The following is a 22,076-nucleotide window of genomic DNA, read 5'->3' on the forward strand; positions in this document are numbered from 1 at the left end:
GACGTGGGACAACTCCTATCGGAACGAGGCCTTGGTACGGATACGGGAGACGGCGAGCAGGACGAGCAGCGTGGTCGCCATGAGGACCACGGCGACGGCGGAACCGGTGAACAGGGACCCGCGGTCGGTGGCGGTGAAGATCAGCACCGGCAGCGGCATCCAGTCCGGCGGGTAGAGCATCATCGTGGCGCTCAACTCCCCCATGGACAGGGCGAAGCAGAGCCCGGCGGCCGCGTTCAGCGAGGGCAGCAGCAGGGGCAGCCTCACCCGCCACAGGACATACGCCGGGCGGGCACCGAGACTGGCGGCCGCCTGCTCGTACATCGGGTCGAGACGCACGATCGCGGCAGAGACCGACTGGTAGGCGAACGCCGTGACAAGGACGGTGTGGGCGAGGATCACGATCCACCGCGTGCCGTTCAGGAGCATCGGCGGCTGGGAGAACGCGACAAGGACGGCGAGGCCCACGACGACGGAGGGCACGGCGACCGGCAGCACGAACAGCGCGTCCAGCACCCGCTTCCCGCGCTTCGGGAGGGACGCGGCCGCAAGAGCGGCCCAGGTGCCGACGACCAGCGCGAGCAGGCTCGCGGTGACGGCGGTGACCAGGCTGGTGGTGAGCGCCTGGAGCGATTCCCCGCGCAGGGCGGAGGAGTAGTGCTCGGCGGTCGGTCCCGACGGGAAGGCGCCCGACCAGTTCGTGGCGAAGGACGCCGCGACGACGACGAGCAGCGGCAGCGCGAACAGGGGCAGGAAGAGGACGAGGAAGAGGGCCCAGGCGGCCCACTTCCCCGTGCGGCTATGCACCAACACGACGGCTGACCATTCGGTAGAGGCTGTAGAGACCCACGGAGAGCGCGACGTTGACGACGGCGACGACACAGGCCGCGGCGTAGTCGGACTCCAGGATCGCCTTGCTGTAGACGAGCATCGGCAGGGTGGTGACGCCCTTGGCACCGGTGAACAGGACGATGCCGAACTCGTTGAGGCACATGACGAGCACGAGGGAGCCCCCGGCGGCGAGCGCCGGCAGCGCCTCGGGCAGGATCACGCGCCGCACGATCCGCGCGGGCCGCGCGCCGAGCGAGGAGGCGACCTCGATCTGCGCGGTGTCCAGCTGCGAGAACGCGGCGAGCAGGGGGCGCATCACGAACGGCGTGAAGTACGTGATCTCCGCGAGGAGTACGCCCCAGGGAGTGGTGAGGAACCGGAACGGCCCCTCGGCGGCCCCCGTGGCGTCGGTCCACAGGCCGTTGGCCATGCCGACGGTGCCGTAGACGAAGAGGAGGGCGAGGGTGATGAGGAAGGAGGGGAACGACAGGAAGACGTCGACGAACCGGGCGACGGCCCGGGCGCCGGGGAAGGGCACGAAGGCGATGACAAGCGCGAGGAGGAACCCGAGGACGAGGCACCCGACGGTGGCACCGACGGCGAGCCACACGGTGGTGACGAGGGCGTCCCGGAACGCCTCCGACCCGAGCACGCCGCCCCACGCACCGGGCAGGAGGCTCTCGTCGACGACGAGGAGGAGCGGATAGAGAAACACAACGGCGAGCACCCCGACGGGCGGCACGGCCCACACCCAGGCGGGCACGCGCCACACGCGGACGGCGGCGGCTCCGCCGCCGGGCGATTCGTCCCGGCTCCGCGGCGTCGGCGCAGAGCCCGCCCCGGGCTCGCGGCCCGTGCGGTGCGGCGTCCGCGCCGCGTCGTTCGCGGCTCCGCCGCCACCCGCAGCCGCCGACAGCGACCCGCCGCCCACGAGAGGACCCGCACCCGAATCCCCACTCGCACGGGTGGTGCGGGTGGGTACTCCTGGGCGGCCGGAAGCCGAGCGCGCACCGTCCGGGCCCGCAGGCGCGGCCACATCCGGCGCCGAGCCGGCCGCGTCACGGCTGGACATCCGCCACCCCCGCCCCCAGCAGCACCGCGTCCTCCGGCGCGAAGTGCAGCGTCACCTCCGCGCCCAGCTCCGGCGTCTCGCGCAGCTCGCGCAGGTCCGCCTTCACCCGGTGGCCGGCCACGTCCACGTACAGCCGGTGCGTCGCGCCCCGCCACTGCACCTCCGCCAGCGTGCCGCGGAGCGCGTTCGGGCCATCACCCAGGCCCATCAGGTGCGGGCGTACGCACAGCGTCGCCGCCGCGCCCCGCGCCGCCTCCCCGGTCGGGACGCGCAGCGACGTGCCCTCGAAGGACACGCCGGACGCCTCCACCCGCACCGGCAGCAGGTTCGCGTTGCCGACGAACGACGCGGTGAACTCCGTACGCGGCCGCCGGTACAGCTCCTGCGGCGTGCCGCAGTCCCGCAGCCGCGCCTGGTCCATGACCGCGATCCGGTCCGCCAGCGTCAGCGCCTCGACCTGGTCGTGGGTGACGTGCAGGACGGAGACGTCGGGCAGCTCCCGGTGCAGCCGGGCCAGTTCCGCGAGCATCCCGGAGCGCAGCTGTGCGTCCAGCGCGGACAGCGGCTCGTCGAGGAGCAGCACGCCCGGCCGGATCGCCAGCGCCCGCGCGATCGCGACGCGCTGCTGCTGTCCGCCGGACAGCTCCCGCGGGTGGCGCCGGGCGTAGGCCGCCATGCCGGTCATCTCCAGCGCCTCGGCGACCCGCCCGGGGATCTCCCGTCCGGGCACCTTCTGCGCGCGCAGCCCGAAGGCCACGTTGTCCTCGACCCGCATGTGCGGGAACAGCGCGTACTGCTGGACCACCATCCCGATCCCGCGCCGGTGCGGCGGCAGGTCGGTGACGTCGCGGTCGCCGATGAACACCCGCCCCGACACCGGCCGCACGAAGCCGGCGACGGCCCGCAGCGCGGTCGTCTTGCCGGAGCCGGACGGGCCGAGCAGGGCCATGACCTCGCCCGGCTCGACCGTCAGGTCCAGCGAGTCGAGGACGGTGCTGTGCCCGTACGCGACCGAGACGCGGTCGAAGCGGATCCCGCTCGCCACGCCGGTCACGATCCCACCCCGTCGAGCAGCGCGGGGAGTTCGGCGACCGATCCCAGCACGTGCGTCGCGCCGTGCGCCTCCAGCTGCGCCTTGTCGTGGGCGCCGGTGAGTACGCCGGCGACGACGCCGGCCCCCGAGCGGGCGCCGCTGAGCATGTCGTACGAGGTGTCGCCCGCGACCGCGATCTGCCGGACGTCGTCCACGGCCCCGGTGCGCAGGAACGCCGCGAGCACCATGTCCGGGTACGGCCGCCCCCGGCCTCCCGCGTCGGCCGGGCACAGCGTCAGCCCGACCAGGTCCTGCCAGCCGAGGGCGGCGAGGATGGCGTCCTGCGTGACGCGCGCGAAGCCGGTGGTGAGCACGACCGTGCGGCCGCTCTCCTTCAGCGCCGCGATCGCCTCGGCCGCCCCCGGCACGGGCGCGATGCGCCCGCCGTCGACGAGCTCGCCGTACGCCTCCTCGAAGGCGAGGTTCGCCCGCTGGGCGCGCGCCTCGTCGCCGCCGAGGAGGTGGCGGAAGACGGAGATCTTGGACTCGCCCATCGTCGCGCGGACGTGGTCGATCATGGTCGCGGGGTCCTCGCCGAGGCGCTCCGCGGCCACCCGGAACGCCTGCTCGACGAGGCCGCCGTCGGCGACCGTCGTCCCGGCCATGTCCAGTACGACGAGGTTCGTCGGGTTCGCTGTGCTCATCTCGCTCACCAGCCCAGTTCGTTCGCGGTCCGCTCGGCGATCGCCGGCGAACAGGTCATGCCGCGCCCACCGGGCCCGGTCACCAGCCACACCCCGTCGCGCACCTGCTCGCGGTGCACCACGCGCGTGGTGTCGGTGCACTGCGCGTACACCCCGGCCCAACGGCGCCGGATCCTCGGCAGCCGGCGACCGAGGAAGGACTCGACGACGCGGACGAGGTGCTCGTACGGCTCCTCGACGGTGTCGAAGGCGAAGGGGTGCTCGTACTCGTGCGTGTCGCCGATGGTCAGACCGCCGTCGAGTCGCTGCACCATCAGCAGCTGCATGCGGTGCTCGGCGGCGACCGGTTCCTGGGGCTGCGCGGCGTCGAGGCCCGTCGCGTCGTACGCCGGGTAGTAGCGGAAGCTGTCGGCGTCGGCGACCGAGGTGGTGAGCGGCTCGCCGAGCGGGTCGGTCTGCATCATCTGGAGGCGTACGCGGCGCACGGGAAGGGCGGGCGCGAGCTCGCGCACGAGTCCGGACAACGCGGCGCCCGTGCACAGGACGACGGCGTCGCCGCGGTGCACGTCACCGTGGTCGTCGCGGACGGCGCCGGGTCCGGCGACCTCGCGGACCTCGCGCCCGCCGAGGAAGGTGTAGCGGCCGGAGGCGAGCAGCGCCTCCTTGAGGGCGAGCTGAGCGGTGCGCGGCTCGACGGCCGCGTCGCGCTCGCAGTACAGGGCGGCTTCGAACGTGCCGCGCAGCGCCGGGTTGACCGCCCGCGCCTCGGTGGGCGTCAGCAGCTTGTAGCCGCGGGCCGCCGCGTCGTCCCGGGCGACGGCGGCCTCGGCCACGGCCAGTTCCGCCTCGGTACGGACCGGGGTGAGGGAGCCGTTGGCGCGGAAGCCGACGGCGGGCACCCGGCCGCCGATCCCCTCCCACAGCTCACGGGCGCGCAGGGCGGTCTCCAGCTCCTCACCGCCCGCGCGGCCGCTGACCCATATCTGGCCGAAGTTGCGCAGGCTCGCGCCCCGGGCCTCCGTTTCGCGCTCGATCTGGACGACCTCGTGGCCGCGTTCCACTGCGTGCCAGGCGTGCATGGTTCCCACCACGCCGGCTCCTACGACGATGACTCTCACGCCCTGAACGGTCGCGGGGAACAGTGACCCGCAGCGGGCGCGTCGGCGACCGGACGGTGAACTGCCACCCAAACTTGGACCAGACCCGTTACCGTTCCGTGATCAGGCGCCGGTTCCGGGCCCGTTGGGTGGGTGTCAGCCGCCGGACGGCTGCGACGCGAGGTGCGTGGTGAAGCTGAAGCGGTCGCCGCGGTAGAGCGTGCGGACGCGCTCCAGCGGCGCGCCCTGCGTGTCCCGCGACAGGCGGTGGATGAGCAGCATGGGCAGCGCGGGCGGCGCCCCGATGAGCAGCGCCTCGCGCGGGGTGGCGAGCACCGTCTCGATCCGTTCGTCCGCGTCGCCGAAGGTGATGCCGAGCCGGTCGCGCAGGTAGGCGTAGAAGGAGGAGTCGGGGTCGAAATCGGTGTCCAGGTCCGGTACGCGCGCCACCGCGACGTACGTGCTCTCCAGCCCGACCCGCTCGTCGTCCGCGAGCAGCACCCGTTCCATGTGCCACACGGGCTCGCCGCGCTCCACGCCGATCTCCGGGGCGAGGGCGGCGGAGCAGGGGAAGCGGTCCAGCGTGATCAGGTTCCGGCCGGGCCTGCGGCCCTGCCGGCGTACGCCCTCCGTGTAGCTCGCGAGCGACAGCGGCTGCTCCAGCTTGGGGCCGGCGACGACGGTGCCGCGGCCCTGCCGGCGCAGTCGGCCTTCCAGCAGCAGTTCGCGCAGCGCCTGACGGACCGTCTCGCGCGAGACCGCGTAACGGACGGCGAGATCGCGCTCGGTGGGCAGCAGCCCGCCCTCGCCCAGCTCGTCCATCACCTGCGAGATGCGGGCCTTGACGGCGTAGTACTTGGGGATGCGGCCGTGCTCCGGAATGCCGGAGCGGACGGGGGCGCCGGGTGCCTGGTCGTTCGGGTAGTCCACCGGAGGATGTTTGCAGACGTGGGTGAACGTTCAGCGTCGGCGGGCCCCGAAGCGGCGGGACACCAGCACCAGCAGCCCGGTGCCGAGCGCGATGACCGCGCCTGCGGCGGCGATGCGGGCGACGGTCCCGGAGCCGGTGGTGGCGAGCTGGTCGAGGGAGCGGGCGAGGGTCGAGTCGTCGGGGGCCTCCCTGACGTCGAAGCGGTAGTCGCCGGACGCGCCGACCCAGTCGCCGTCGTTGCCCTTGCGCTGGACGACGGCGGCGTTGACGGTGACGGTGTTGGGCGAGGTGCCGGCGGCGAGCGCGAGGCGGACCCGGACCGTGACCGTCTTCCCGGCCGGTACGACGAAGCCGCGGAAGCCGTCGTCGAAGGCGCCGACGATCTCGTCCTCGCTGGTGCGCTCCAGCGCGACGGGCCGCCAGCGTCCGGCGTCCTCGTCGCGGAACTGGACGTCGACCTTGTCGGCGGTGAGCCCGGGGCCGCGGCCGGTGAGGATGACCACGGGATGGATGCGGTGGCACAACTCCTCGGTGGTGTTGGTGAGATCGAGCCCGACGCTCTGGAAACCGCCCCCGGGGTGGACGGTGCGGGGGCCGCCGTGGATCCGGGTGCGGATGGGGAAGTCGGGGTCGGTGACGTCGCCGCAGGTGGGCTGCTGATCGGCGGGCAGCTCCCCCGACCGGTCCTCCGTGACGCCCGCAGGCGCGGCGTGCCGTGGGTGACCCGTGGCCGGCGCGTGCGGCAGCGGGGTGAGGGCCGCCGCAGGGGGCGCGGCCGACAGCACGGCAGTGGTGGCTGTGAGGGCGAGGGCATTGCGCAGTCGCATGGGTGGCCTTTGCTTGCTCGCGTACCGCCGGGGGAAGCCCGGTCCGTGGCCCGGGACCCTGCCATCGTTGCCCGCCGTGACGCGCCGCGTACGGTCGTGTACCGCCGAACAGCGGCGCGACACCCCTCCCGTCAGCGCTTTCTCATTCACCCTCGCTTGCGGCCGCGTCCTCGTTCGCGGGCACGCCCTCGCTCCCGACCGCACCCTCGTTCCCCACTGCGCCCTCGGTCCCGACCGCACCCTCGTTCCCGACCGCGTCCTCGTTCCCGACCGCGTCCTCGTTCCCGACCGCGTCCTCGTTCGCGGTGAACGCCGCCCGCGCCCGGCCGAACACCGGCGCCAGGACCAGCTGCGCCGCGCCCTCCGCCACCGTGCGGCCCCCGCCTCCGACCGCCGTCACCGGCACCCGGCTGCGCGCCGCGAGCACCGCGCCCACCCCGCGGACGAACTCCTCCGCCGCCGCGTCCACCACCCGGCCCCCGAGCACGACGCGGTCGATGTCGAGCAGTTCGACCAGGTTGGCGGCGCCGACGCCGAGCACCCGGGCCGCGCCCGCGATGTCGCCGCGGGCGACGGCCGCCAGGCACAGCGCCTCGACGCAGCCGCGGTTCCCACAGCCGCATGCGGGCCCGTCGAGCTGGACGACCTGGTGCCCGAACTCTCCCGCCCCCGTCCGCGCGCCCCGGTAGAGCGCGCCGCCGAGCACGAGTCCGGCGCCGAGTCCCGTACCGAGGTGGAGGTACGCGAAGGAGTCGCCGGGTCCGCGCAGCGCCAGGCCCAGCGCGGCGGCGTTGGTGTCCTTGTCGAGGACCACGGGCAGCCGCAGCCGCGCGGCGAGCGCGTCGCGCAGCGGGTAGCCGTCCCACTGGGGAAAGCCGGTGACGCGGTGCGGCACCCCGGTGGCGTGGTCGAGCGGCCCGGGCATGGCCACGCCCACGCCGAGCACGCGGGCCTCGCCGCCGCCGGAACCGGCCAGCAGCTCCCGTACCTCCCCGGCCGCGCCCGCCAGTACGGCGTCCGCGCCCGCGCCCAGGTCGAGCGGGGCCGTACGGCTCGCGACGCGGGTGCCCGACAGGTCCAGCAGGACCGCCGTCAGTTCGTCTCGGTCCAGGTGCAGGCCCACCGCGTGGCCCGCCGACGGGAGCAGGCGCAGCACCGTGCGCGGCTTGCCGCCCGTGGAGGCGCGCCGGCCGGCCTCCGCCGCCAGGCCCGCCTCGCGCAGCCGCCCGACGATCTTGCTGACGGCCTGCGGCGTCAGGCCCGTGCGCTCGGCCAGCTCGATCCGGCTGATGCCGGCCTCGCCGGCCGTCCGCAGCAGGTCGAGCACGAGCGCCGCGTTGTGGCTGCGCAGAGCGGGAAGGTTCACCCCGGCGCCGCCACCGCTCGCGCCCGCCCCGGCCCCGGCCGGGACCCCCGCGCCGCCGCCTCGCCTCATGCCCGCCTCCACCCTCGTCACCCTCCCATTCTCCGCAGCGGTTGCACTTTGGCAACAGCGTTGCTTAAGTGGAGCCATGACTGGTTCCGGCTCCCCCCTCCGCGTCGGACTCGTCGGCTACGGCCTGGCGGGCTCCGTCTTCCACGCCCCGCTGATCGCCACGACCGACGGCCTCGTCATCGACACGGTCGTCACCTCCAGCGAGGAGCGCCGGGCACAGGCCCGCGCCGCCCTCGGCGACGGCGTGCGGTTCGCGGCGGCCCCCGACGAGCTGTGGGAGCGGGCGGACGAGCTGGACCTGATCGTCGTCGCCTCGCCCAACAAGACGCACGTCCCGATCGCCACCGCCGCCCTGGAGGCCGGTCTCGCCGTAGTCGTGGACAAGCCGGTCGCCGGCACCGCCGCCGAGGCCCGGGGCCTCGCGGCCCTCGCGGACGAGCGCGGCCTGATGCTCTCGGTCTTCCAGAACCGCCGCTGGGACAACGACTTCCTCACTCTCCGCCGGCTCGTCGCCGACGGCGAGCTGGGCGACGTGCAGCGGTTCGAGTCCCGCTTCGAGCGCTGGCGCCCGCAGCTCAAGGGCGGCTGGCGCGAGTCGGGCGACCCGGCGGAGATCGGCGGCCTGCTGTACGACCTGGGCAGCCACGTCGTCGACCAGGCCCTGACGCTGTTCGGCCCCGCCGTGCGGGTCTACGCGGAGTCCGACGTGCGCCGACCCGGCGCAGCGGCCGACGACGACACGTTCATCGCGATCACGCACGAGGGCGGCGTCCGCTCGCATCTGTACATGAGCGCGACCACCGCCCAGCTCGGCCCCCGCTTCCGGGTTCTCGGCTCCGAGGCCGGGTACGTGAAGTACGGGCTGGACCCACAGGAGGCCGACCTGCGCGACGGCAGGCGCCCGGCCACCGGTGAGCCCTGGGGCGTGGAGCCCGAGTCACTGTGGGGCCGCGTCGGTGCCGGGGAGTCCCCGGTCACGGGCGGGGGCACCCCGGTCGAGACCCTGCCGGGCGACTACCCGGCGTACTACGCGGCCGTCGCGGCGGCCGTCCGCGACAAGAGCACCCCACCGGTGACCGCGCTGGAGGCGGCCGCCGCCCTGGACGTCCTGGAAGCCGCCCGCCGCTCCGCCCGCGACGGCGTCACCGTGGAGATCAGCGCATGAGCACCCCCCGCCAGCACCTCACCGTCGACGAGATCGTCGAGCAGGAGCGGCGGCTGACGCTGCACCGATTCACGCACGACGACGCCTGGAAGCTGGGCAGCCTGCTCGTCGAGATGGCCCACCTGCGCGACGCACCCGTCGCGATCGACATCCGCCGCGGCGCCCAGCAGCTGTTCCACTGCGCCCTGCCCGGCGCCAGTGCCGACAACGACGCGTGGATCGACCGCAAGCGCCGGGTCGTCGAGCGGTACGGCGAGAGCTCGTACCTCGTCGGGGCCCGGCACCGCGCCAAGGGCACCACCTTCGAGGAGTCCTCGCGGCTGGACCCGGACCTGTACGCGGCCCACGGCGGTTCCTTCCCGATCACCGTCGAGGGGGTCGGCGTCGTCGGCTCGGTCACGGTCTCGGGTCTGCCGCAGGCCGAGGACCACGCGATGGTGGTCGAGGCCCTGGAGCGGTTCGCCGCGCACGCCGACGGTTCGAGCGGTACGGCCGGGCCGCCTTCCTGACCCCGCCGCACCGCCCGCCGGCTGTGCGTTGCCCGGTTACGCGTCCTTGAGCTCCTGGCGCTGGCGCCCGAGGCCGTCGATCTCCAGCTCGACCACGTCCCCGGCGCGCAGGAACGGCTTCGGCTCCGGCTGCCCGAGCGCGACACCGGCGGGGGTGCCGGTGTTGATGACGTCGCCCGGGTACAGGGTCATGAACCGGCTGAGGTAGCGGACGACATCGGCCACCGGGAAGATCTGGTCGGCGGTGGTGCCGTCCTGCTTGAGCTCGCCGTTCACCCAGAGCCTGAGGCGCAGCGCCTGGGGGTCGGCCACCTCGTCGGCGGTCACGAGCCAGGGCCCGAGCGGGTTGAACGTCTCGCAGTTCTTGCCCTTGTCCCAGGTGCCGCCGCGCTCGATCTGGAACTCGCGCTCGGAGACGTCGTGGGCGACCGCGTACCCGGCGACGTACGCCAGCGGGTCCTCGTCGTCGGCGATGTAGCGGGCCGTACGTCCGATCACCACCGCGAGCTCGACCTCCCAGTCGGTCTTGCGGCTGCCGCGCGGCACGAGCACGGTGTCGTCCGGGCCGACGACCGTGTCCGCCGCCTTGAGGAAGACGACGGGCTCGGCCGGAGGCTCCGCACCGGTCTCGGCGGCGTGGTCGTGGTAGTTCAGCCCGATGCACACGACCTTGCCGGCCCGGGCCAGCGGCGGCCCGACCCGTAGCCCGGCCGCGTCGAGTACGGGCAGGTCACCGGCGTCGGCCGCGGCGCGGATCCGGTCGAGGGCGGCGGCGTCCGCGAGCAGCGGTCCGTCGATGTCCCCCACCAGACCGGACAGGTCTCGCAGGGTCACGCCGTCCCCGTCGAACAGAGCGGGGCGCTCGGCGCCCGCCGTACCGACACGCAGCAGCTTCATCGTTTCTCTCCCCTGGTCGAGTGCGTCGAGTGCGGACCCGGCCCGACAGGTGCGGCCGTCAGGAGGATCGGAGGGTTGGCTGATCCTCCAAGACATCCGACCACCCTGCAAGACCCTGTTCACAAGCTGGACCTTTACGGGGCGGTAGCAAGCGCCCCGGCAGGCATGTCCCGGTAGAGGAGCACCCGTTCCACCGCGGACCACGTGGTGCTGGTGACGACGTACAGCGCGGCCGCGAGCGGCACGACGGCGACCGTGATCAGCGTGGCGAACGACAGCAGCGGCATGACCTTGAGCATCGGGCCCATGCCCGGCACCTGCTCCCCCGCCGCGGGCGCGGCGGCCGTCTGCCGCTTGGTGCGCACGTAATTGAACGTCGCCACGGCGGCGACGACCGCGAAGAGGACCAGGTACACGAGCCCGGCGCCGCCGAACACGCCGCCGTCGGACAGGGCGTCCGTCCAGCGCCCGCCGAGCGGGGCGGCGGAGAGGGTGTGGTCGAGCAGCCCGTTGGGCTCGCCGCCGATCCGGGCGTTGGAGAACAGGTGGTACATGAGGAAGAACGCGGGCAGCTGGAGCAGGGACGGCAGGCAGCCCGAGAACGGCGACACCTTCTGCTGCGCGTACAGCTCCATCGTGGCCTTCTGCAGCCGTTCCCGGTCGCGGCCGTGCTTCTCGCGCAGCTCGGCGAGCTGCGGCGCGAGCCGTGCGCGGGCCTTCTGGCCCCGGGCGGCGGCTCGGGAGAGGGGATGGACGGCGAGCCGTACGAGCGCGGTGAAGACGACGATGGCGGCGGCGGTGGCCGACGCGGCAAACAGCGGCTGGAGCAGGTCGGCGAGCCGCTCGACGAGATCGGCGAATACGGACATGGGTGGGCCCCTCCGGGGGTCGTGTCGTGCCGGGGACGAGGACATGCAGGGCATGGCGGCATGACGGCCCGTGGAGGGACCCTCGAAGGATCTGTCGCTACACGGCCGCCGGGAGGAGGCGGCCGGGGGCGCGGGGGCGCGTGCGCCCCCGGGCGTCGGGATCGCGCTGCGGGAGGAAGGCGGTGCGCTGCTCGCGGTCGCGGATCGCGGTCCGCACCCGGGTCCGCGGCACCGCCGGCGCGCAGCGCGCGCTGATGACGGCGCAGACGACGAGCGCGGAACCGGCTGCCGCGGTGGCGGTCGCGGCGAGCGCGACGGCGGCGGTGAGGCCGGCCCCGTCGACGAGGACGACCTCGACGAGCACCTCGACGAGAAGGAAGAGCAGGAGCACGGCGGGACGGAACACGCCTGCCGTACGACTGAGCACGCGTCCCTCCTTCTCCCACGCCGAGTGCCCGACTCTTCCGTCGTAGTACACGAGCCGCGGCGCCCGAAGGTTCCCGATCGCTCGGAGCGACATGGGTTCGTGGACAGCGCTTTCACCCGTCTCGCGCCACTTGTTCAACACGCAACACCGTTGCCATCACGTTAGGTGTGCACCTCTTGACGCGCCGCAGCGACAGAGAGTTGGCTTTGCGCCACCTCGGCCGAAACTCGCGGCCTGTCAGGGAGGTTGGATTCCACGAATGAACAGACGTGTGCGCGGTGCCGTGGGTGCCGCTTCAGCCTCTGTACTGACCCTCGTGCTGGCCGGCTGCGGCGCCGAGGAGCACACCGGTGTGATCAGCAACGACATCGTCGTGGGCCTGCTCCTCCCGGACCGGCAGGCGGCGCGCTACGAGAAGTTCGACCGGCCCGTCATCGAGGACAAGGTCGACCGCCTGACGATCGGCGAGGGCAAGGTCGTCTACGCCAATGCCAACCAGGACGCCGCACTGCAGGCCCTCCAGATCAACAACATGATCAAGGACGAGGTCGACGTCCTGATCCTCGACGCCGTCGACTCCAAGGCCGTGGCGAGCAGCGTCGAGAAGGCGAAGGACGCCGGCATCCCCGTCGTCGCCTTCGACCGCCTCGCGGAGGGCCCGATCGACGCCTACACCTCCTTCGACAACGAAGAGGTCGGCCACGTCCAGGGCAAGGCCCTCCTCAAGGCCCTCGGCGACAAGGCCGGGAACAGCCGGATCGTCATGATGAACGGCGCCCTCACGGACCCCAACGCCGCGCTGTTCAAGAAGGGCGCCCACGCCGAGCTCGACGGCAAGGTGACCATCGGCAAGGAGTACGACACCAAGGAGTGGAAGCCGGAGAACGCCGAGGCCAACATGAAGGCCGCGATCAAGGAACTCGGCGCCGGCGGCATCGCCGGTGTCTACTCCGCGAACGACGGCATGGCGGGCGGCATCATCACCGCCCTCAAGGCCGCGGGCGCCACCTCGCTCCCGCCGGTCACCGGCCAGGACGCCGAGCTCGCCGCCGTGCAGCGGATCGTCGCCGGCGAGCAGCACATGAGCGTCTACAAGCCGTACGCACCGGAGGCCGCCGCGGCGGCCGAGATGGCGGTGGCGCTCGCCAAGGGCGAGTCGCTCCACACGGTCGCCCAGACGCACGTGGACAGTCCCACCACGAAGGACATCCCCTCGGTCCTGATCCCGGTCATCCCCCTGACTCAGGCCAACATCGAGGAAACGGTCATCAGGGACGGCATCTACACGGCCCAGGAGATCTGCGTCCCGAAGTACCGGGCCGCGTGCGCGGAGCTGGCCATCGGCTGACCGTTGCCGACGCCCCGGCGCCGTGAACCCTGTTGCTCACCGGGGCCGCATGGAGGTCAGCTTCGCCCAGACCACCAGCCGGTAGCGGGAGCTGAACTCGGGGGTGCAGGTCGTCATCGTGAGGTAGTAGCCGGGCTCGCCGTATCCGGCGGACGGCCGCACGAGGCTGCGCGGCACCGGCTCGATGACGCCGGTGTCGCGGGGCGTCGTCTGCGCGAGCCTCCGGTCCACCGCGTAGTCGAAGATCCCCTCACGGGTCTCGATCCGCACCATGTCACCGGAGCGCAGGCGGTTGATGTACCGGAAGGGCTCGCCGTGGGTGTTGCGGTGCCCGGCGACGGCGAAGTTCCCGGCCCGGCCGGGCTGCGCCGTGCCCGGATAGTGCCCGATGTACCCCTGGTCGAGAACGCCGCGTCTGCCGACGCCCTGCGCGACGGGGGCGACGACGCCCAGGCGGGGGATGCGGAGGACGGCGTAGGCCTGGTCCCAGCGGGGCGGGTCCCGGGGTTCTCGTCGCGTCGGCGCGGGCGCGGGTGCCGGGGCCGTCGCCGGGTCCGGGGCGGGCTCCGGTCCCCCGGCCCGACTCCCCCAGTCCCGTTCCAGCCTCTGAACCGTGCGCTCGGCGCGCTCCTGGGCCTGCCGGTTGGTCCACCAGAGCTGGTGGACGACGAGGAGGAGGACGACGACCCCGAGCGTGACGGTCACCTCGGCGGCGGCCCACAGCCCGCGGGCGAGCGCCGCCCGCGCCCGCCGCCGCCCTGCCCCGCGCCTCTGCCGCACGGGCGCAGGGTAGGGCCGGGGGCGTCAACTCACCAGAGCCCAGGCCCACTCCGTACCGCTTGCCGTGACACGGCCCCCGCAGGTCCGCACAGCCGCAGTACGGTGTGGTGCATGCGCCCCGACACGCCTGCCGACCACACCGCCGAAGCCGAGCGCCTGCTGCGCACCGCAGCGCAGTATCCGGAGGACGACGAACAGCTGCTGCTCCAGGCAGCGGCCCATCTCGAACTGGCCGGCGACCGCGGCCGCGCGTCCAGCCTCTACGACCGTCTCCTGGCCACGGAGCCCGACCATCCGCAGCTGGTCAAGGCCCTCCAGGCGGCCAACCTGTGGGAGTACGGCCATGAGGCGGAGGCCCGCGCGCTGATCGCCGGGATCCGTATCGCGGCCCCTTCACAGGCCGCGCCGTGGGAGATCATCGCGGAGACGCTGGAGTCGCACGACGAGCTGGAGACGTCCCACGAGTGCTTCACCGAGGCGCTGACCCTGCTGCTCCCCGAGGACGAGGACGTGCCGTACGCGACGCGCTCGCTCCTCACGGGCCGCCATCGCGTACGCCGCCTGCTGGGCCTGCCCCACGACGACTACGACGCCCTCGCCGACCGGGTCCACACGGCCCACACCCCGGACATGACGCTCGACGAACTCCACGACCCGAACCGCCTGTGGGCGCTGGGCTCGGACAACCCGGCGGAACTCAAGGCCGAGATCGCCCGCCTCCGCTCGGAACTGGGCTCTTTCCGCTCGGCCCTGTCGCGCCCGTTCCCGGTGGCGGTCCTGCACTGGCCGGCACAGGAACTCGCCGAACTCCTGGAGGCGTACCCGGAGCTCACCGCCGAGTACCCCTCGCACGAGACGCACCTCGCGACGATCGAGTCCTCCCTCCGCGACCTCGCCGCCACGGGCACGGACAACCTGGGCATCGTGACGGCGACGGTCCCGTCCTACGAGGCCTTCGCAGCCTCGGAGGCCTCGTCCCCGTCGAACGTCTCCCTCCTCCCCCAGTACGCGACGACGCTCGCGGCCCGGGGGCGCGCGGTGGCCTGGCCGCCGGCCCGGGGGGCGGGGTGCTGGTGCGGGTCGGGGAGGGCTTATAGGGAGTGTCACGGGGGGTAGACCGAACTCGCTGTCCAGGATGTCAGTTGGGCCTGCTATGACTGACAGGACCTGAACGGGGAGGGAAAGCCATGTCGGGTCCCATCGACGCCAGTCAGCCGGTCGCCGGTCTGTATGAGCAGCTGATCACCTTGCGGCTCGAGAATCAGCTGAAGACTCTCAGCGATGATCGGTGGCATGCCATTGACGGCACGGTGGGACCGGAGTCATCGCCCCATGTGATCGCCCGGCATGTCGCCGACACGATGAGACGGGTGTTGGAGCGCCTTCCTGCCGCCGAGCGCGTCCATGCCGCCAACCACATCCTCGAATCGATGAACACCATCGAGGGGGCACGGGAATGGGTTGACCTGGTCGCCGAGGGACCTCGCCAGCTGCTCGCCATCGCCGAGCAGGAAGCCAAGGGGGTCTACGCCATCAGGCCCGCGACACCCCTTTCCGAAACGGCGCTGATCACCAACTCGCCCGAAGACCCGAGCCTTGGTTTTGAGCTGCGTACCGAGCTGGCCACAGCGGACCGTGTGGACCTGCTCTGTGCTTTCGTCAAGTGGCACGGACTGCGCGTCATCGAGCAGTCGCTTGAGACGGCGCATGCGCGCGGTGTCCCTATGCGAGTTATCACCACCACGTACATCGGCGCGACCGAGCGCCGGGCCCTCGACAAGTTGGTCGAAAAGTTCAACGCCGAGGTGAAGGTCAACTACGAGCTGCGCTCGACGCGCCTGCACGCAAAGGCGTGGCTCTTCCGACGCAACAGCGGGTACGACACGGCGTACGTCGGCAGCTCCAATCTCTCGAAGGCTGCGCTCCTTGATGGCTTGGAGTGGAACGTCCGCTTGTCGTCGATTGCGACGCCCGACGTGCTCCGCAAGTTTGAGGCGACCTTCGACTCCTACTGGAGCGATTCAGCCTTCGAGCTGTATCGCCCTGACCAGGACTCCGCTCGACTCGACGAGGCGCTCCAGCTGGCAGGCCGCGGCACAAGCAGTGCCCCGGAACGTCATCTCACGCTCTCGGGGCTTGAGGTTCGTCCCTACCCGCACCAGCGCGACATGCTGGAACGACTCGAAGTGGAACGCGAGGTCCACGACCGACACCGCAACCTGCTGGTCGCGGCCACAGGGACGGGCAAGACCGTCATGGCCGCCCTGGACTACAAGAAGCTGCGGCAGAAGTACGGCAGGGATCTGCGACTGTTGTTCGTCGCCCATCGGCAGGAGATCCTTCGCCAGTCCCTGCGGACCTTCCAGGATGTTCTGGTGGATGCGAACTTCGGGGAGGAGCTGCACAGCGGCCTCGTGCCGGAGGATTGGAAGCATGTCTTCGCGAGCGTCCAGTCGCTCAATGCGCGGACACTGGAGCGCTTCGCGCCAGACCATTTCGACGTCATCGTCATCGATGAGTTCCACCATGGTGTCTCGCCCACCTACCGCAAGATCATCGAACACTTCTCTCCTCTGGAACTGCTCGGCTTGACCGCAACCCCAGAGCGGATGGACGGCCGTAACGTTCAGGACGAGTTCTTCGACGGGCGCATCGCAGCCGAGATGCGACTGTGGGAGGCATTGGAGAACGACCTGCTGAGCCCCTTCCACTACTTCGGCGTGACGGACAACACCGATATGAGTGCCGTCGTCTGGAAGCGGGGGTCGTACGACGCGTCAGCGCTCAGCAACCTCTTCACCGGCAACGATGCCCGCGCCCGCCTGGTGGTGCAGGCCGTGAGAGACAAGGTGAGCGATCCCGGTTCGATGCGTGCCCTCGGGTTCTGTGTCTCCATCGCCCACGCTCACTTCATGGCCGACTTCTTCCGCCGCGCCGGCCTGAGCGCAGTGGCCCTCTCGGGCGAGTCGCCTCGGGAGGAACGCCGTGCCGCCCTTGCAGCCCTGAGCTCCGGGGAGCTTCAGGTCATCTTCTCCGTCGATCTCTTCAACGAGGGGCTGGACATCCCCGACGTTGACACGCTGCTGCTCCTGCGCCCCACCTCCAGCGCCACGGTCTTCCTTCAGCAGCTGGGGCGCGGGCTTCGGCGCAGCGAAGGCAAGGCAGTTCTCACCGTCCTGGACTTCATTGGCCAGCACCGGAAGGAGTTCCGCTTTGAGGAGCAGTTCCGCGCGCTGACCAACCTGACCCGTAACCGCCTCCTGGCGCACGTTGAACATGACTTCCCGCAGCTCCCCTCTGGGTGCCAGATCATCCTTGAGTCCAAGGCCAAGGAACTGATCATTGACAACATCCGGAGCCAGATCAGCGTCAACGTGACGCAGTTGGCCCGCGAGGTTCGGAGTTACGGCGAGCCGCGCCTGTCGAGCTACCTGTGTGAGAGCGGACGTGAGTTGAAGGAGCTCTACCGCGGGAACGGAAACTCTTGGACGGGCCTTCTGCGTCGCGCGGGCATGCTCTCTGAGCCTGCTCCCGAGGGCGAAGAAGAACTTCTCAAGCGTGTCCCCGCATTCCTTCATGTCGACGACCCCCAACGGATCGCGGCCTACACCCGCCTCCTTGAGGACGACGCGCCCGCGTACAGCGAACTCGACGAACTTCAGCGTGGCTACGCTCGCATGCTGTTCTTCTTGCTGTGGCCTCTGGGCGGCAGCTTCTCCAGCTACCAGGAAGCTCTCGATTCACTGCGTCCCCACCGGATCTTCCGTGACGAGCTCCGCCAGGTGTTGGCGTACACCATCGACCAGGCTGACCATGTCCCAGTCCCGCTACGCGGCCCGCTTGCTGACCTTCCCCTAACGGTCCACGCCTCGTACAGCCGCGAAGAAATCCTTCCGGCCCTGGGTCAATCCGTCATCGGCGGCTTCATGCCAGGCCACTTCCGCGAGGGCGTGAAGTGGTGCGAGGACATCCAGACGGACGCCCTGCTGATCACACTGGAAAAGGATGAGAAGGACTTTTCACCGCAGACGCGCTACCACGATTACGCGATGAATAACTTCACCTTCCACTGGGAGTCCCAGAACCAGACATCAGAAGGGTCCCCGACCGGCGTCCGCTACCAGACCCACAAAGAGAACGGCTCCCATGTCCTCCTCTTCGTGCGCCGCTACAAGAAGACGGACATCGGCGGCCCCCAGCCCTGGATGCTCCTAGGGCCAGCCGAGTACGTCACGCACAAGGGCAGCAAACCGATGGGAATCACCTGGAAGCTCAGACACGAGATCCCCGCCGACGTCTGGACTTACTCAGCCATCGCGGCCGGATAGCCGCCCACGTCCGATATGCGCGCACCACACCAACCTATGAGGAGATGGAAATTATGGCACGCATGAGCGAAAACAGTAGTGACCTGTACGACGATCTAGATGGGGAGGAGAATGAACCGTCTAATGTCTCCTCAGAAGACGTGACACGCGCTGTCGTAACAGACACCGACTGGACCACCGAAACAATTCTTAGTCAACTTCGCCGCGGCAATATCCAGTTGAATCCGAAGTTCCAGCGGCGTGACGCCTGGGATAAACCGAGGAAGAGCAAGTTCATCGAGTCTCTGATCCTCGGTCTCCCCATTCCACAAATCGTTCTTGCCGAGGACAAGAAGCAGCGAGGAAAGTTTATTGTCCTCGATGGAAAGCAACGCCTTCTCGCACTCCGGCAGTTCGCGGCAGGGTCCTCATTTGCCGTTTCCGACGACGAACAGGACTTCAAGGGATTCGGCTTGACTAGCCTAGAGGTAAGGGAGGACCTCCGCCTCAAAACCCTAGCAAAGATAGAGAATGACACCGAACTCGTCGACGATCTCAACGCCTTCCTAAACGAAACGATCCGCACTGTCGTAGTCCGACGCTGGCCTAACGAAGAGTTTCTGAATCTCGTTTTTCTACGCCTCAACACCGGCAGCGTCAAGCTCTCCCCGCAGGAGTTGCGCCAGGCCCTCCACCCTGGAAAGTTCACCAACTACCTCGACGACGCTGCATCGGCTAGCGAATGGCTCCGAGAAGCCCTTCGCATCAAGAAGCCGGACTTCCGAATGCGCGATGTGGAGATAATGCTCCGATACTTCGCCTTCCACTATCGACTGAACGATTACACCGGAAATCTGAAGTCGTTCCTGGATGGAACGGTGAACACTCTAAATGACGCATGGGAGCAGGAAGAATCGGAGATTAGGAAGGTCGGAACTTCATGTGACGATGCAATCAAGACAACCTTCGAAATCTTTGGCGAAAATTCGTTCTACCGGTGGTCAGAAGACGACTACGAAGGTCGCTTCAACAGGGCCGTGTTCGACATCATGACTTACTATTTCGCCAACGAGAGGATCGCCGAAGCAGCAACCCAGAACCGAGTCGCAGTTGAGTCATCATTTAAGCGACTCTGCGACGGAAACACAAGATTCGTCGAATCGATCCAGACCACAACCAAAACACCCTTGGCTACGCATCGCCGCCTGAGCCTTTGGGGGGCGGAACTAGAATCGGCAATCGGAATTCCGGTGCCGACTCCCCGCTTCGACAATAACCGCATCTTCGCATAGGGCGGGTAGGGGATGTCTTCCTCGCGCTATCGAACCCTGTCGCGCCGAGTAAACGAACTTCGCAAAAACCTACTACCGCGCACGTTCAAGCCCACCGGGCTATACACGAACAGAGTGCATGAGCACACGCGAGCCTTTCGTGTTCTAGCTCATGCAGAATTTGAGTCCTACATAGAGGACCGGGCCGTAGAGGTCATCCAAAGAGCTCATTCCACTTGGGATGCAACCGGAAGAATCCGCCCCTGCCTGCTCTCTCTGATGTCACATAAGGAGGCCACATATAGCATCCCTGACAAGCTATCCGAAGTAAGTGACTCGTCGAAGAAGTACCCTTCACTCAAGGGCAGAATAGAGGCTTCAACGAGGCATTACAGCACTTTCATCCGGACTCGAAACCATGGGATCAAGGAGAAGAACCTCCTCTCCATACTGCTACCTCTCGGAATTACCGTCGACGAAATAGACTCAACCTGGCTGGAGGTTACCGAAAACTGGGCAACCGCACGAGGGAAAGTTGCTCATAGTTCTGCCAAAATGCAGGTTCAGATAGACCCGAAAATCGAACTTCAAACAGTTAGTAAAATCCTTGACGGATTCAAGGGAATCGACATGATCCTGGATAAGAAGTAGGAGGCCTGGACTTCGACCTCCCACTCTGAGTCGTGACTGATCCCACTCTCGTGTGAGTGCTTTAGCTCACCTCCGCCTCGAAGTGGATCTGCGCACGGTCCAGGACTGTTTCCGGGTCGCAGCCGTGAGCGCGGAGCCAGTGGAGGATGTCGGCGATCACGTCGATCGCCGATTGCTCCATGGCAGCAAGGCCAAGACGACTGGCGTGCCTCGACCATGGCAGTTTGGCTGCTCCGAATAGGGAGATCACCGCTTCGGCCCGTGTGACACGAGCGCTGCTGTAGTGGCCGTTCGGAGCGGAAAGGTGCGTGTCGATTTCACACCATGTCACCTTGCGATCGGCGCGAAGCTGCACCCCCCATCGGTCGGAGAGTGAATCGACCAGGAGCATGCCTCTCCCTGACTCCGAGTTTGGTGCGGCTTGGAGGAGAGTGGGCAAAGCTCGCGTGTCCGGGTCGTGGACCTCAATGCGCAGGTAGGTATCGCGCATTGACATTGCAAGGGTGGTCGGCGTGCCGTGTCCGACGTGGTTAATGACGTTGGCCACCAGCTCGCTCATACACGACTGGACGATCTCGATCTGCTCAGGAAGACCCCACACGACTAAGTGGGTTCGCACGATGCTGCGGAGCGCGGCGACCTCCTCCGGCTCTGCTAGGAAGGGAAGCTCCCACGCCGGCCTCGGCATGCAGGCTTCATGACTCATGCCCATCTCCTCTCAACGGGGTACTCGCTTCGCTAGCCTGGATGCAACACATCCCTTGATGCAATGTGCACGAAGGGATTCCCACCATCGAGTGATTGGCAAGCACAGTCCCTGGTGAAGAGACTGAACACCCGCTACAGAAAAGAGGGTTGGGATGGCCGGCTCACCAACGGCGCGACGTCGACGTCTGTCGATCGAGTTGAAGAAGCTGCGTGAGACAAACGGCTTCACCTGCGCGCAGGTGGGAGAGGCACTGGACTGGAGTGGGTCCAAGGTCAATCGCATGGAGACCGGCACCGGACGCGTACAGCCCTCGGATGTTGAGGCGTTGTGCCGCTTCTACGGGACGGACGGCGAACTGCGCGAGTTCCTCAAGTCGCTGGCGCGGCAGGCCAAGACACGAGGTTGGTGGCAGGCCCATGGCAGTGGGGTTCCGTCTTGGTTCTCGATCTACATCGGGCTGGAGCAGGACATTTCCACGTTCCGGCAGTACCAGTGCGAGTTCCTGCCGGGGCTGATGCAGACGCCCGCTTACGCCACTGCGCTGCATCGCGCCACCAACCAGATGACCGCTGAGGACGTTGCGCGCGCAGTCCATGTACGGATGGAACGTCAGGCGATGCTCACCCGAGAGGACGCTCCAGACGTGTGGTTCGTCGTGCATGAGAGCACTCTGCGAAACGTGATTGGTGATCGAGCATTGATGCGTGAGCAGCTCGAACGCATCTTGGACGCAGTTGAACTCCCTGCTGTCACGTTGCAGGTGCTGCCGTTCGATGCCGGTCCCTACCCTGCGACGGGCTCTTTCACGCTGATGGGCTTCCCTGACCCCGAAGATCCGGACATCGTGTACCGGGATGGCATCACCGACGCCATCTACCTTGAGGGGGCGGACGATGTACGCGAGTACACACGAGCCTTCGACAATCTGAGAGCCGCGGCTGCGAGCCCTCATCGCTCGGCCCAACTGATCAAGTCATTGCTGAAGGACTACGTACGATGACCAACCCACATCCGATCGCATCCACGAACCCGCGGTGGTTCAAGTCGTCCCACAGCAATGGGTCGGGCGGTGAGTGCGTGGAGTGTGCGCAGGCTGGCGCTGGCATCTTGATACGCGACTCGAAGCGGCCGACGGGACCGGTGGTCGCCGTGACGACCGATACCTGGCGGACCTTCGTTGAAGGAGTGTCCCTCCGGCGTTGAGCTCGTACCG

At 69.1% G+C, this 22,076-nt stretch carries 22 protein-coding genes; 9 read left to right on the top strand and 13 right to left on the bottom strand.

Features of this window, described 5'->3' with window-relative positions; genetic code table 11:
• Nucleotides 1-15: 15 nt before the first annotated feature.
• The 8 genes from ACF08N_RS10380 to ACF08N_RS10415 all read right to left on the bottom strand — a co-directional run bounded on the left by ACF08N_RS10380 (nucleotide 16) and on the right by ACF08N_RS10415 (nucleotide 7,930).
• A complete protein-coding gene (locus tag ACF08N_RS10380) occupies nucleotides 16-813 on the bottom strand; it encodes an ABC transporter permease (RefSeq protein ID WP_392324178.1) in 798 nt (265 codons plus the stop codon).
• On the bottom strand, nucleotides 800-1,603 hold the full coding sequence (locus ACF08N_RS10385; protein WP_392324329.1) for a 2-aminoethylphosphonate ABC transporter permease subunit: 804 nt from the start codon (nucleotides 1,601-1,603) through the stop codon (nucleotides 800-802). Before ACF08N_RS10385 ends, ACF08N_RS10380 begins: the two co-directional genes overlap by 14 nt.
• Nucleotides 1,604-1,889: 286 nt before the next feature.
• Entirely contained in the window at nucleotides 1,890-2,948 is a 1,059-nt protein-coding gene (locus ACF08N_RS10390) for an ABC transporter ATP-binding protein (RefSeq protein ID WP_392324179.1), read from the bottom strand.
• 5 nt (nucleotides 2,949-2,953) lie between these two features.
• The gene (locus ACF08N_RS10395; protein ID WP_392324180.1) at nucleotides 2,954-3,640 is read right to left on the bottom strand and encodes a phosphonatase-like hydrolase; all 687 of its coding nucleotides are present in this window, start codon (nucleotides 3,638-3,640) and stop codon (nucleotides 2,954-2,956) included.
• A 5-nt stretch (nucleotides 3,641-3,645) separates the two neighbouring features.
• Nucleotides 3,646-4,758 carry a TIGR03364 family FAD-dependent oxidoreductase gene (locus ACF08N_RS10400; protein ID WP_392324181.1) on the bottom strand — a complete coding sequence of 371 codons (1,113 nt, stop codon included), beginning with the start codon at nucleotides 4,756-4,758 and terminating at the stop codon, nucleotides 3,646-3,648.
• A 135-nt stretch (nucleotides 4,759-4,893) separates the two neighbouring features.
• The gene (locus ACF08N_RS10405; protein ID WP_392324182.1) at nucleotides 4,894-5,667 is read right to left on the bottom strand and encodes a GntR family transcriptional regulator; all 774 of its coding nucleotides are present in this window, start codon (nucleotides 5,665-5,667) and stop codon (nucleotides 4,894-4,896) included.
• Nucleotides 5,668-5,697: 30 nt separating this feature from the next.
• Nucleotides 5,698-6,495 carry a hypothetical protein gene (locus ACF08N_RS10410; RefSeq protein ID WP_392324183.1) on the bottom strand — a complete coding sequence of 266 codons (798 nt, stop codon included), beginning with the start codon at nucleotides 6,493-6,495 and terminating at the stop codon, nucleotides 5,698-5,700.
• 142 nt (nucleotides 6,496-6,637) lie between these two features.
• Complete coding sequence (locus ACF08N_RS10415) at nucleotides 6,638-7,930, bottom strand: ROK family protein (protein WP_392324184.1); 1,293 nt, start codon at nucleotides 7,928-7,930, stop codon at nucleotides 6,638-6,640.
• Between the two features lie 76 nt (nucleotides 7,931-8,006).
• On the opposite strand from ACF08N_RS10415, the gene ACF08N_RS10420 reads away from it, so the two are divergent.
• On the top strand, nucleotides 8,007-9,095 hold the full coding sequence (locus tag ACF08N_RS10420) for a Gfo/Idh/MocA family oxidoreductase (protein ID WP_392324185.1): 1,089 nt from the start codon (nucleotides 8,007-8,009) through the stop codon (nucleotides 9,093-9,095).
• On the top strand, nucleotides 9,092-9,604 hold the full coding sequence (locus tag ACF08N_RS10425) for a heme-degrading domain-containing protein (RefSeq protein ID WP_392324186.1): 513 nt from the start codon (nucleotides 9,092-9,094) through the stop codon (nucleotides 9,602-9,604). Before ACF08N_RS10420 ends, ACF08N_RS10425 begins: the two co-directional genes overlap by 4 nt.
• A 36-nt stretch (nucleotides 9,605-9,640) precedes the next feature.
• Here the strand turns inward: ACF08N_RS10425 and ACF08N_RS10430 are convergent, their stop codons facing one another.
• The 3 genes from ACF08N_RS10430 to ACF08N_RS10440 all read right to left on the bottom strand — a co-directional run bounded on the left by ACF08N_RS10430 (nucleotide 9,641) and on the right by ACF08N_RS10440 (nucleotide 11,797).
• The gene (locus ACF08N_RS10430; RefSeq protein ID WP_392324187.1) at nucleotides 9,641-10,501 is read right to left on the bottom strand and encodes a fumarylacetoacetate hydrolase family protein; all 861 of its coding nucleotides are present in this window, start codon (nucleotides 10,499-10,501) and stop codon (nucleotides 9,641-9,643) included.
• Between the two features lie 134 nt (nucleotides 10,502-10,635).
• Nucleotides 10,636-11,370, bottom strand: coding sequence for a YidC/Oxa1 family membrane protein insertase (locus tag ACF08N_RS10435; RefSeq protein WP_392324188.1), 735 nt, complete (start codon nucleotides 11,368-11,370; stop codon nucleotides 10,636-10,638).
• A gap of 97 nt (nucleotides 11,371-11,467) precedes the next feature.
• Complete coding sequence (locus tag ACF08N_RS10440; protein ID WP_392324189.1) at nucleotides 11,468-11,797, bottom strand: DUF6412 domain-containing protein; 330 nt, start codon at nucleotides 11,795-11,797, stop codon at nucleotides 11,468-11,470.
• Nucleotides 11,798-12,056: 259 nt separating this feature from the next.
• Between ACF08N_RS10440 and ACF08N_RS10445 the strand changes: the two genes are divergently transcribed.
• Complete coding sequence (locus ACF08N_RS10445) at nucleotides 12,057-13,145, top strand: sugar ABC transporter substrate-binding protein (RefSeq protein ID WP_392324190.1); 1,089 nt, start codon at nucleotides 12,057-12,059, stop codon at nucleotides 13,143-13,145.
• A 36-nt stretch (nucleotides 13,146-13,181) separates the two neighbouring features.
• On the opposite strand, the gene ACF08N_RS10450 is transcribed toward ACF08N_RS10445, so the two are convergent.
• On the bottom strand, nucleotides 13,182-13,925 hold the full coding sequence (locus tag ACF08N_RS10450) for a class E sortase (RefSeq protein ID WP_392324191.1): 744 nt from the start codon (nucleotides 13,923-13,925) through the stop codon (nucleotides 13,182-13,184).
• A 111-nt stretch (nucleotides 13,926-14,036) separates the two neighbouring features.
• On the opposite strand from ACF08N_RS10450, the gene ACF08N_RS10455 reads away from it, so the two are divergent.
• From ACF08N_RS10455 to ACF08N_RS10470, 4 genes are all read left to right on the top strand, one after another.
• Nucleotides 14,037-15,041, top strand: a complete 1,005-nt coding sequence (locus tag ACF08N_RS10455) for an SEC-C metal-binding domain-containing protein (protein ID WP_392324192.1) — start codon at nucleotides 14,037-14,039, stop codon at nucleotides 15,039-15,041.
• Between the two features lie 71 nt (nucleotides 15,042-15,112).
• Nucleotides 15,113-18,253 carry a DUF3427 domain-containing protein gene (locus ACF08N_RS10460; RefSeq protein ID WP_392324193.1) on the top strand — a complete coding sequence of 1,047 codons (3,141 nt, stop codon included), beginning with the start codon at nucleotides 15,113-15,115 and terminating at the stop codon, nucleotides 18,251-18,253.
• A gap of 62 nt (nucleotides 18,254-18,315) precedes the next feature.
• Nucleotides 18,316-19,524, top strand: coding sequence for a DUF262 domain-containing protein (locus tag ACF08N_RS10465; protein ID WP_392324194.1), 1,209 nt, complete (start codon nucleotides 18,316-18,318; stop codon nucleotides 19,522-19,524).
• 12 nt (nucleotides 19,525-19,536) lie between these two features.
• Nucleotides 19,537-20,154, top strand: coding sequence for a HEPN domain-containing protein (locus ACF08N_RS10470; protein ID WP_392324195.1), 618 nt, complete (start codon nucleotides 19,537-19,539; stop codon nucleotides 20,152-20,154).
• Between the two features lie 61 nt (nucleotides 20,155-20,215).
• Here the strand turns inward: ACF08N_RS10470 and ACF08N_RS10475 are convergent, their stop codons facing one another.
• Nucleotides 20,216-20,860 carry an ATP-binding protein gene (locus ACF08N_RS10475; RefSeq protein WP_392324196.1) on the bottom strand — a complete coding sequence of 215 codons (645 nt, stop codon included), beginning with the start codon at nucleotides 20,858-20,860 and terminating at the stop codon, nucleotides 20,216-20,218.
• Nucleotides 20,861-21,014: 154 nt separating this feature from the next.
• On the opposite strand from ACF08N_RS10475, the gene ACF08N_RS10480 reads away from it, so the two are divergent.
• Nucleotides 21,015-21,863 carry a helix-turn-helix domain-containing protein gene (locus tag ACF08N_RS10480; RefSeq protein ID WP_392324197.1) on the top strand — a complete coding sequence of 283 codons (849 nt, stop codon included), beginning with the start codon at nucleotides 21,015-21,017 and terminating at the stop codon, nucleotides 21,861-21,863.
• Nucleotides 21,860-22,066 (top strand): DUF397 domain-containing protein, encoded by a 207-nt coding sequence (locus ACF08N_RS10485; protein ID WP_392324198.1) that lies wholly within the window; start codon nucleotides 21,860-21,862, stop codon nucleotides 22,064-22,066. Before ACF08N_RS10480 ends, ACF08N_RS10485 begins: the two co-directional genes overlap by 4 nt.
• Nucleotides 22,067-22,076 lie beyond the last annotated feature (10 nt).

The organism is Streptomyces sp. NPDC015127, from assembly GCF_043080095.1.
Taxonomy (GTDB): Bacteria; Actinomycetota; Actinomycetes; order Streptomycetales; family Streptomycetaceae; genus Streptomyces.

What these genes read in the sequence shown, in the direction of transcription:
- ACF08N_RS10455 (WP_392324192.1), top strand. Translation starts at nt 14,037, where the DNA reads ATGCGCCCCGACACGCCTGCCGACCACACCGCCGAAGCCGAGCGCCTG.
- ACF08N_RS10420 (WP_392324185.1), top strand. Translation starts at nt 8,007, where the DNA reads ATGACTGGTTCCGGCTCCCCCCTCCGCGTCGGACTCGTCGGCTACGGC.
- ACF08N_RS10415 (WP_392324184.1), bottom strand. Translation starts at nt 7,930, where the DNA reads ATGAGGCGAGGCGGCGGCGCGGGGGTCCCGGCCGGGGCCGGGGCGGGC.
- ACF08N_RS10475 (WP_392324196.1), bottom strand. Translation starts at nt 20,860, where the DNA reads ATGAGTCATGAAGCCTGCATGCCGAGGCCGGCGTGGGAGCTTCCCTTC.
- ACF08N_RS10480 (WP_392324197.1), top strand. Translation starts at nt 21,015, where the DNA reads ATGGCCGGCTCACCAACGGCGCGACGTCGACGTCTGTCGATCGAGTTG.
- ACF08N_RS10425 (WP_392324186.1), top strand. Translation starts at nt 9,092, where the DNA reads ATGAGCACCCCCCGCCAGCACCTCACCGTCGACGAGATCGTCGAGCAG.
- ACF08N_RS10485 (WP_392324198.1), top strand. Translation starts at nt 21,860, where the DNA reads ATGACCAACCCACATCCGATCGCATCCACGAACCCGCGGTGGTTCAAG.
- ACF08N_RS10435 (WP_392324188.1), bottom strand. Translation starts at nt 11,370, where the DNA reads ATGTCCGTATTCGCCGATCTCGTCGAGCGGCTCGCCGACCTGCTCCAG.
- ACF08N_RS10460 (WP_392324193.1), top strand. Translation starts at nt 15,113, where the DNA reads ATGTCGGGTCCCATCGACGCCAGTCAGCCGGTCGCCGGTCTGTATGAG.
- ACF08N_RS10470 (WP_392324195.1), top strand. Translation starts at nt 19,537, where the DNA reads ATGTCTTCCTCGCGCTATCGAACCCTGTCGCGCCGAGTAAACGAACTT.
- ACF08N_RS10465 (WP_392324194.1), top strand. Translation starts at nt 18,316, where the DNA reads ATGAGCGAAAACAGTAGTGACCTGTACGACGATCTAGATGGGGAGGAG.
- ACF08N_RS10395 (WP_392324180.1), bottom strand. Translation starts at nt 3,640, where the DNA reads ATGAGCACAGCGAACCCGACGAACCTCGTCGTACTGGACATGGCCGGG.
- ACF08N_RS10445 (WP_392324190.1), top strand. Translation starts at nt 12,057, where the DNA reads ATGAACAGACGTGTGCGCGGTGCCGTGGGTGCCGCTTCAGCCTCTGTA.
- ACF08N_RS10410 (WP_392324183.1), bottom strand. Translation starts at nt 6,495, where the DNA reads ATGCGACTGCGCAATGCCCTCGCCCTCACAGCCACCACTGCCGTGCTG.
- ACF08N_RS10430 (WP_392324187.1), bottom strand. Translation starts at nt 10,501, where the DNA reads ATGAAGCTGCTGCGTGTCGGTACGGCGGGCGCCGAGCGCCCCGCTCTG.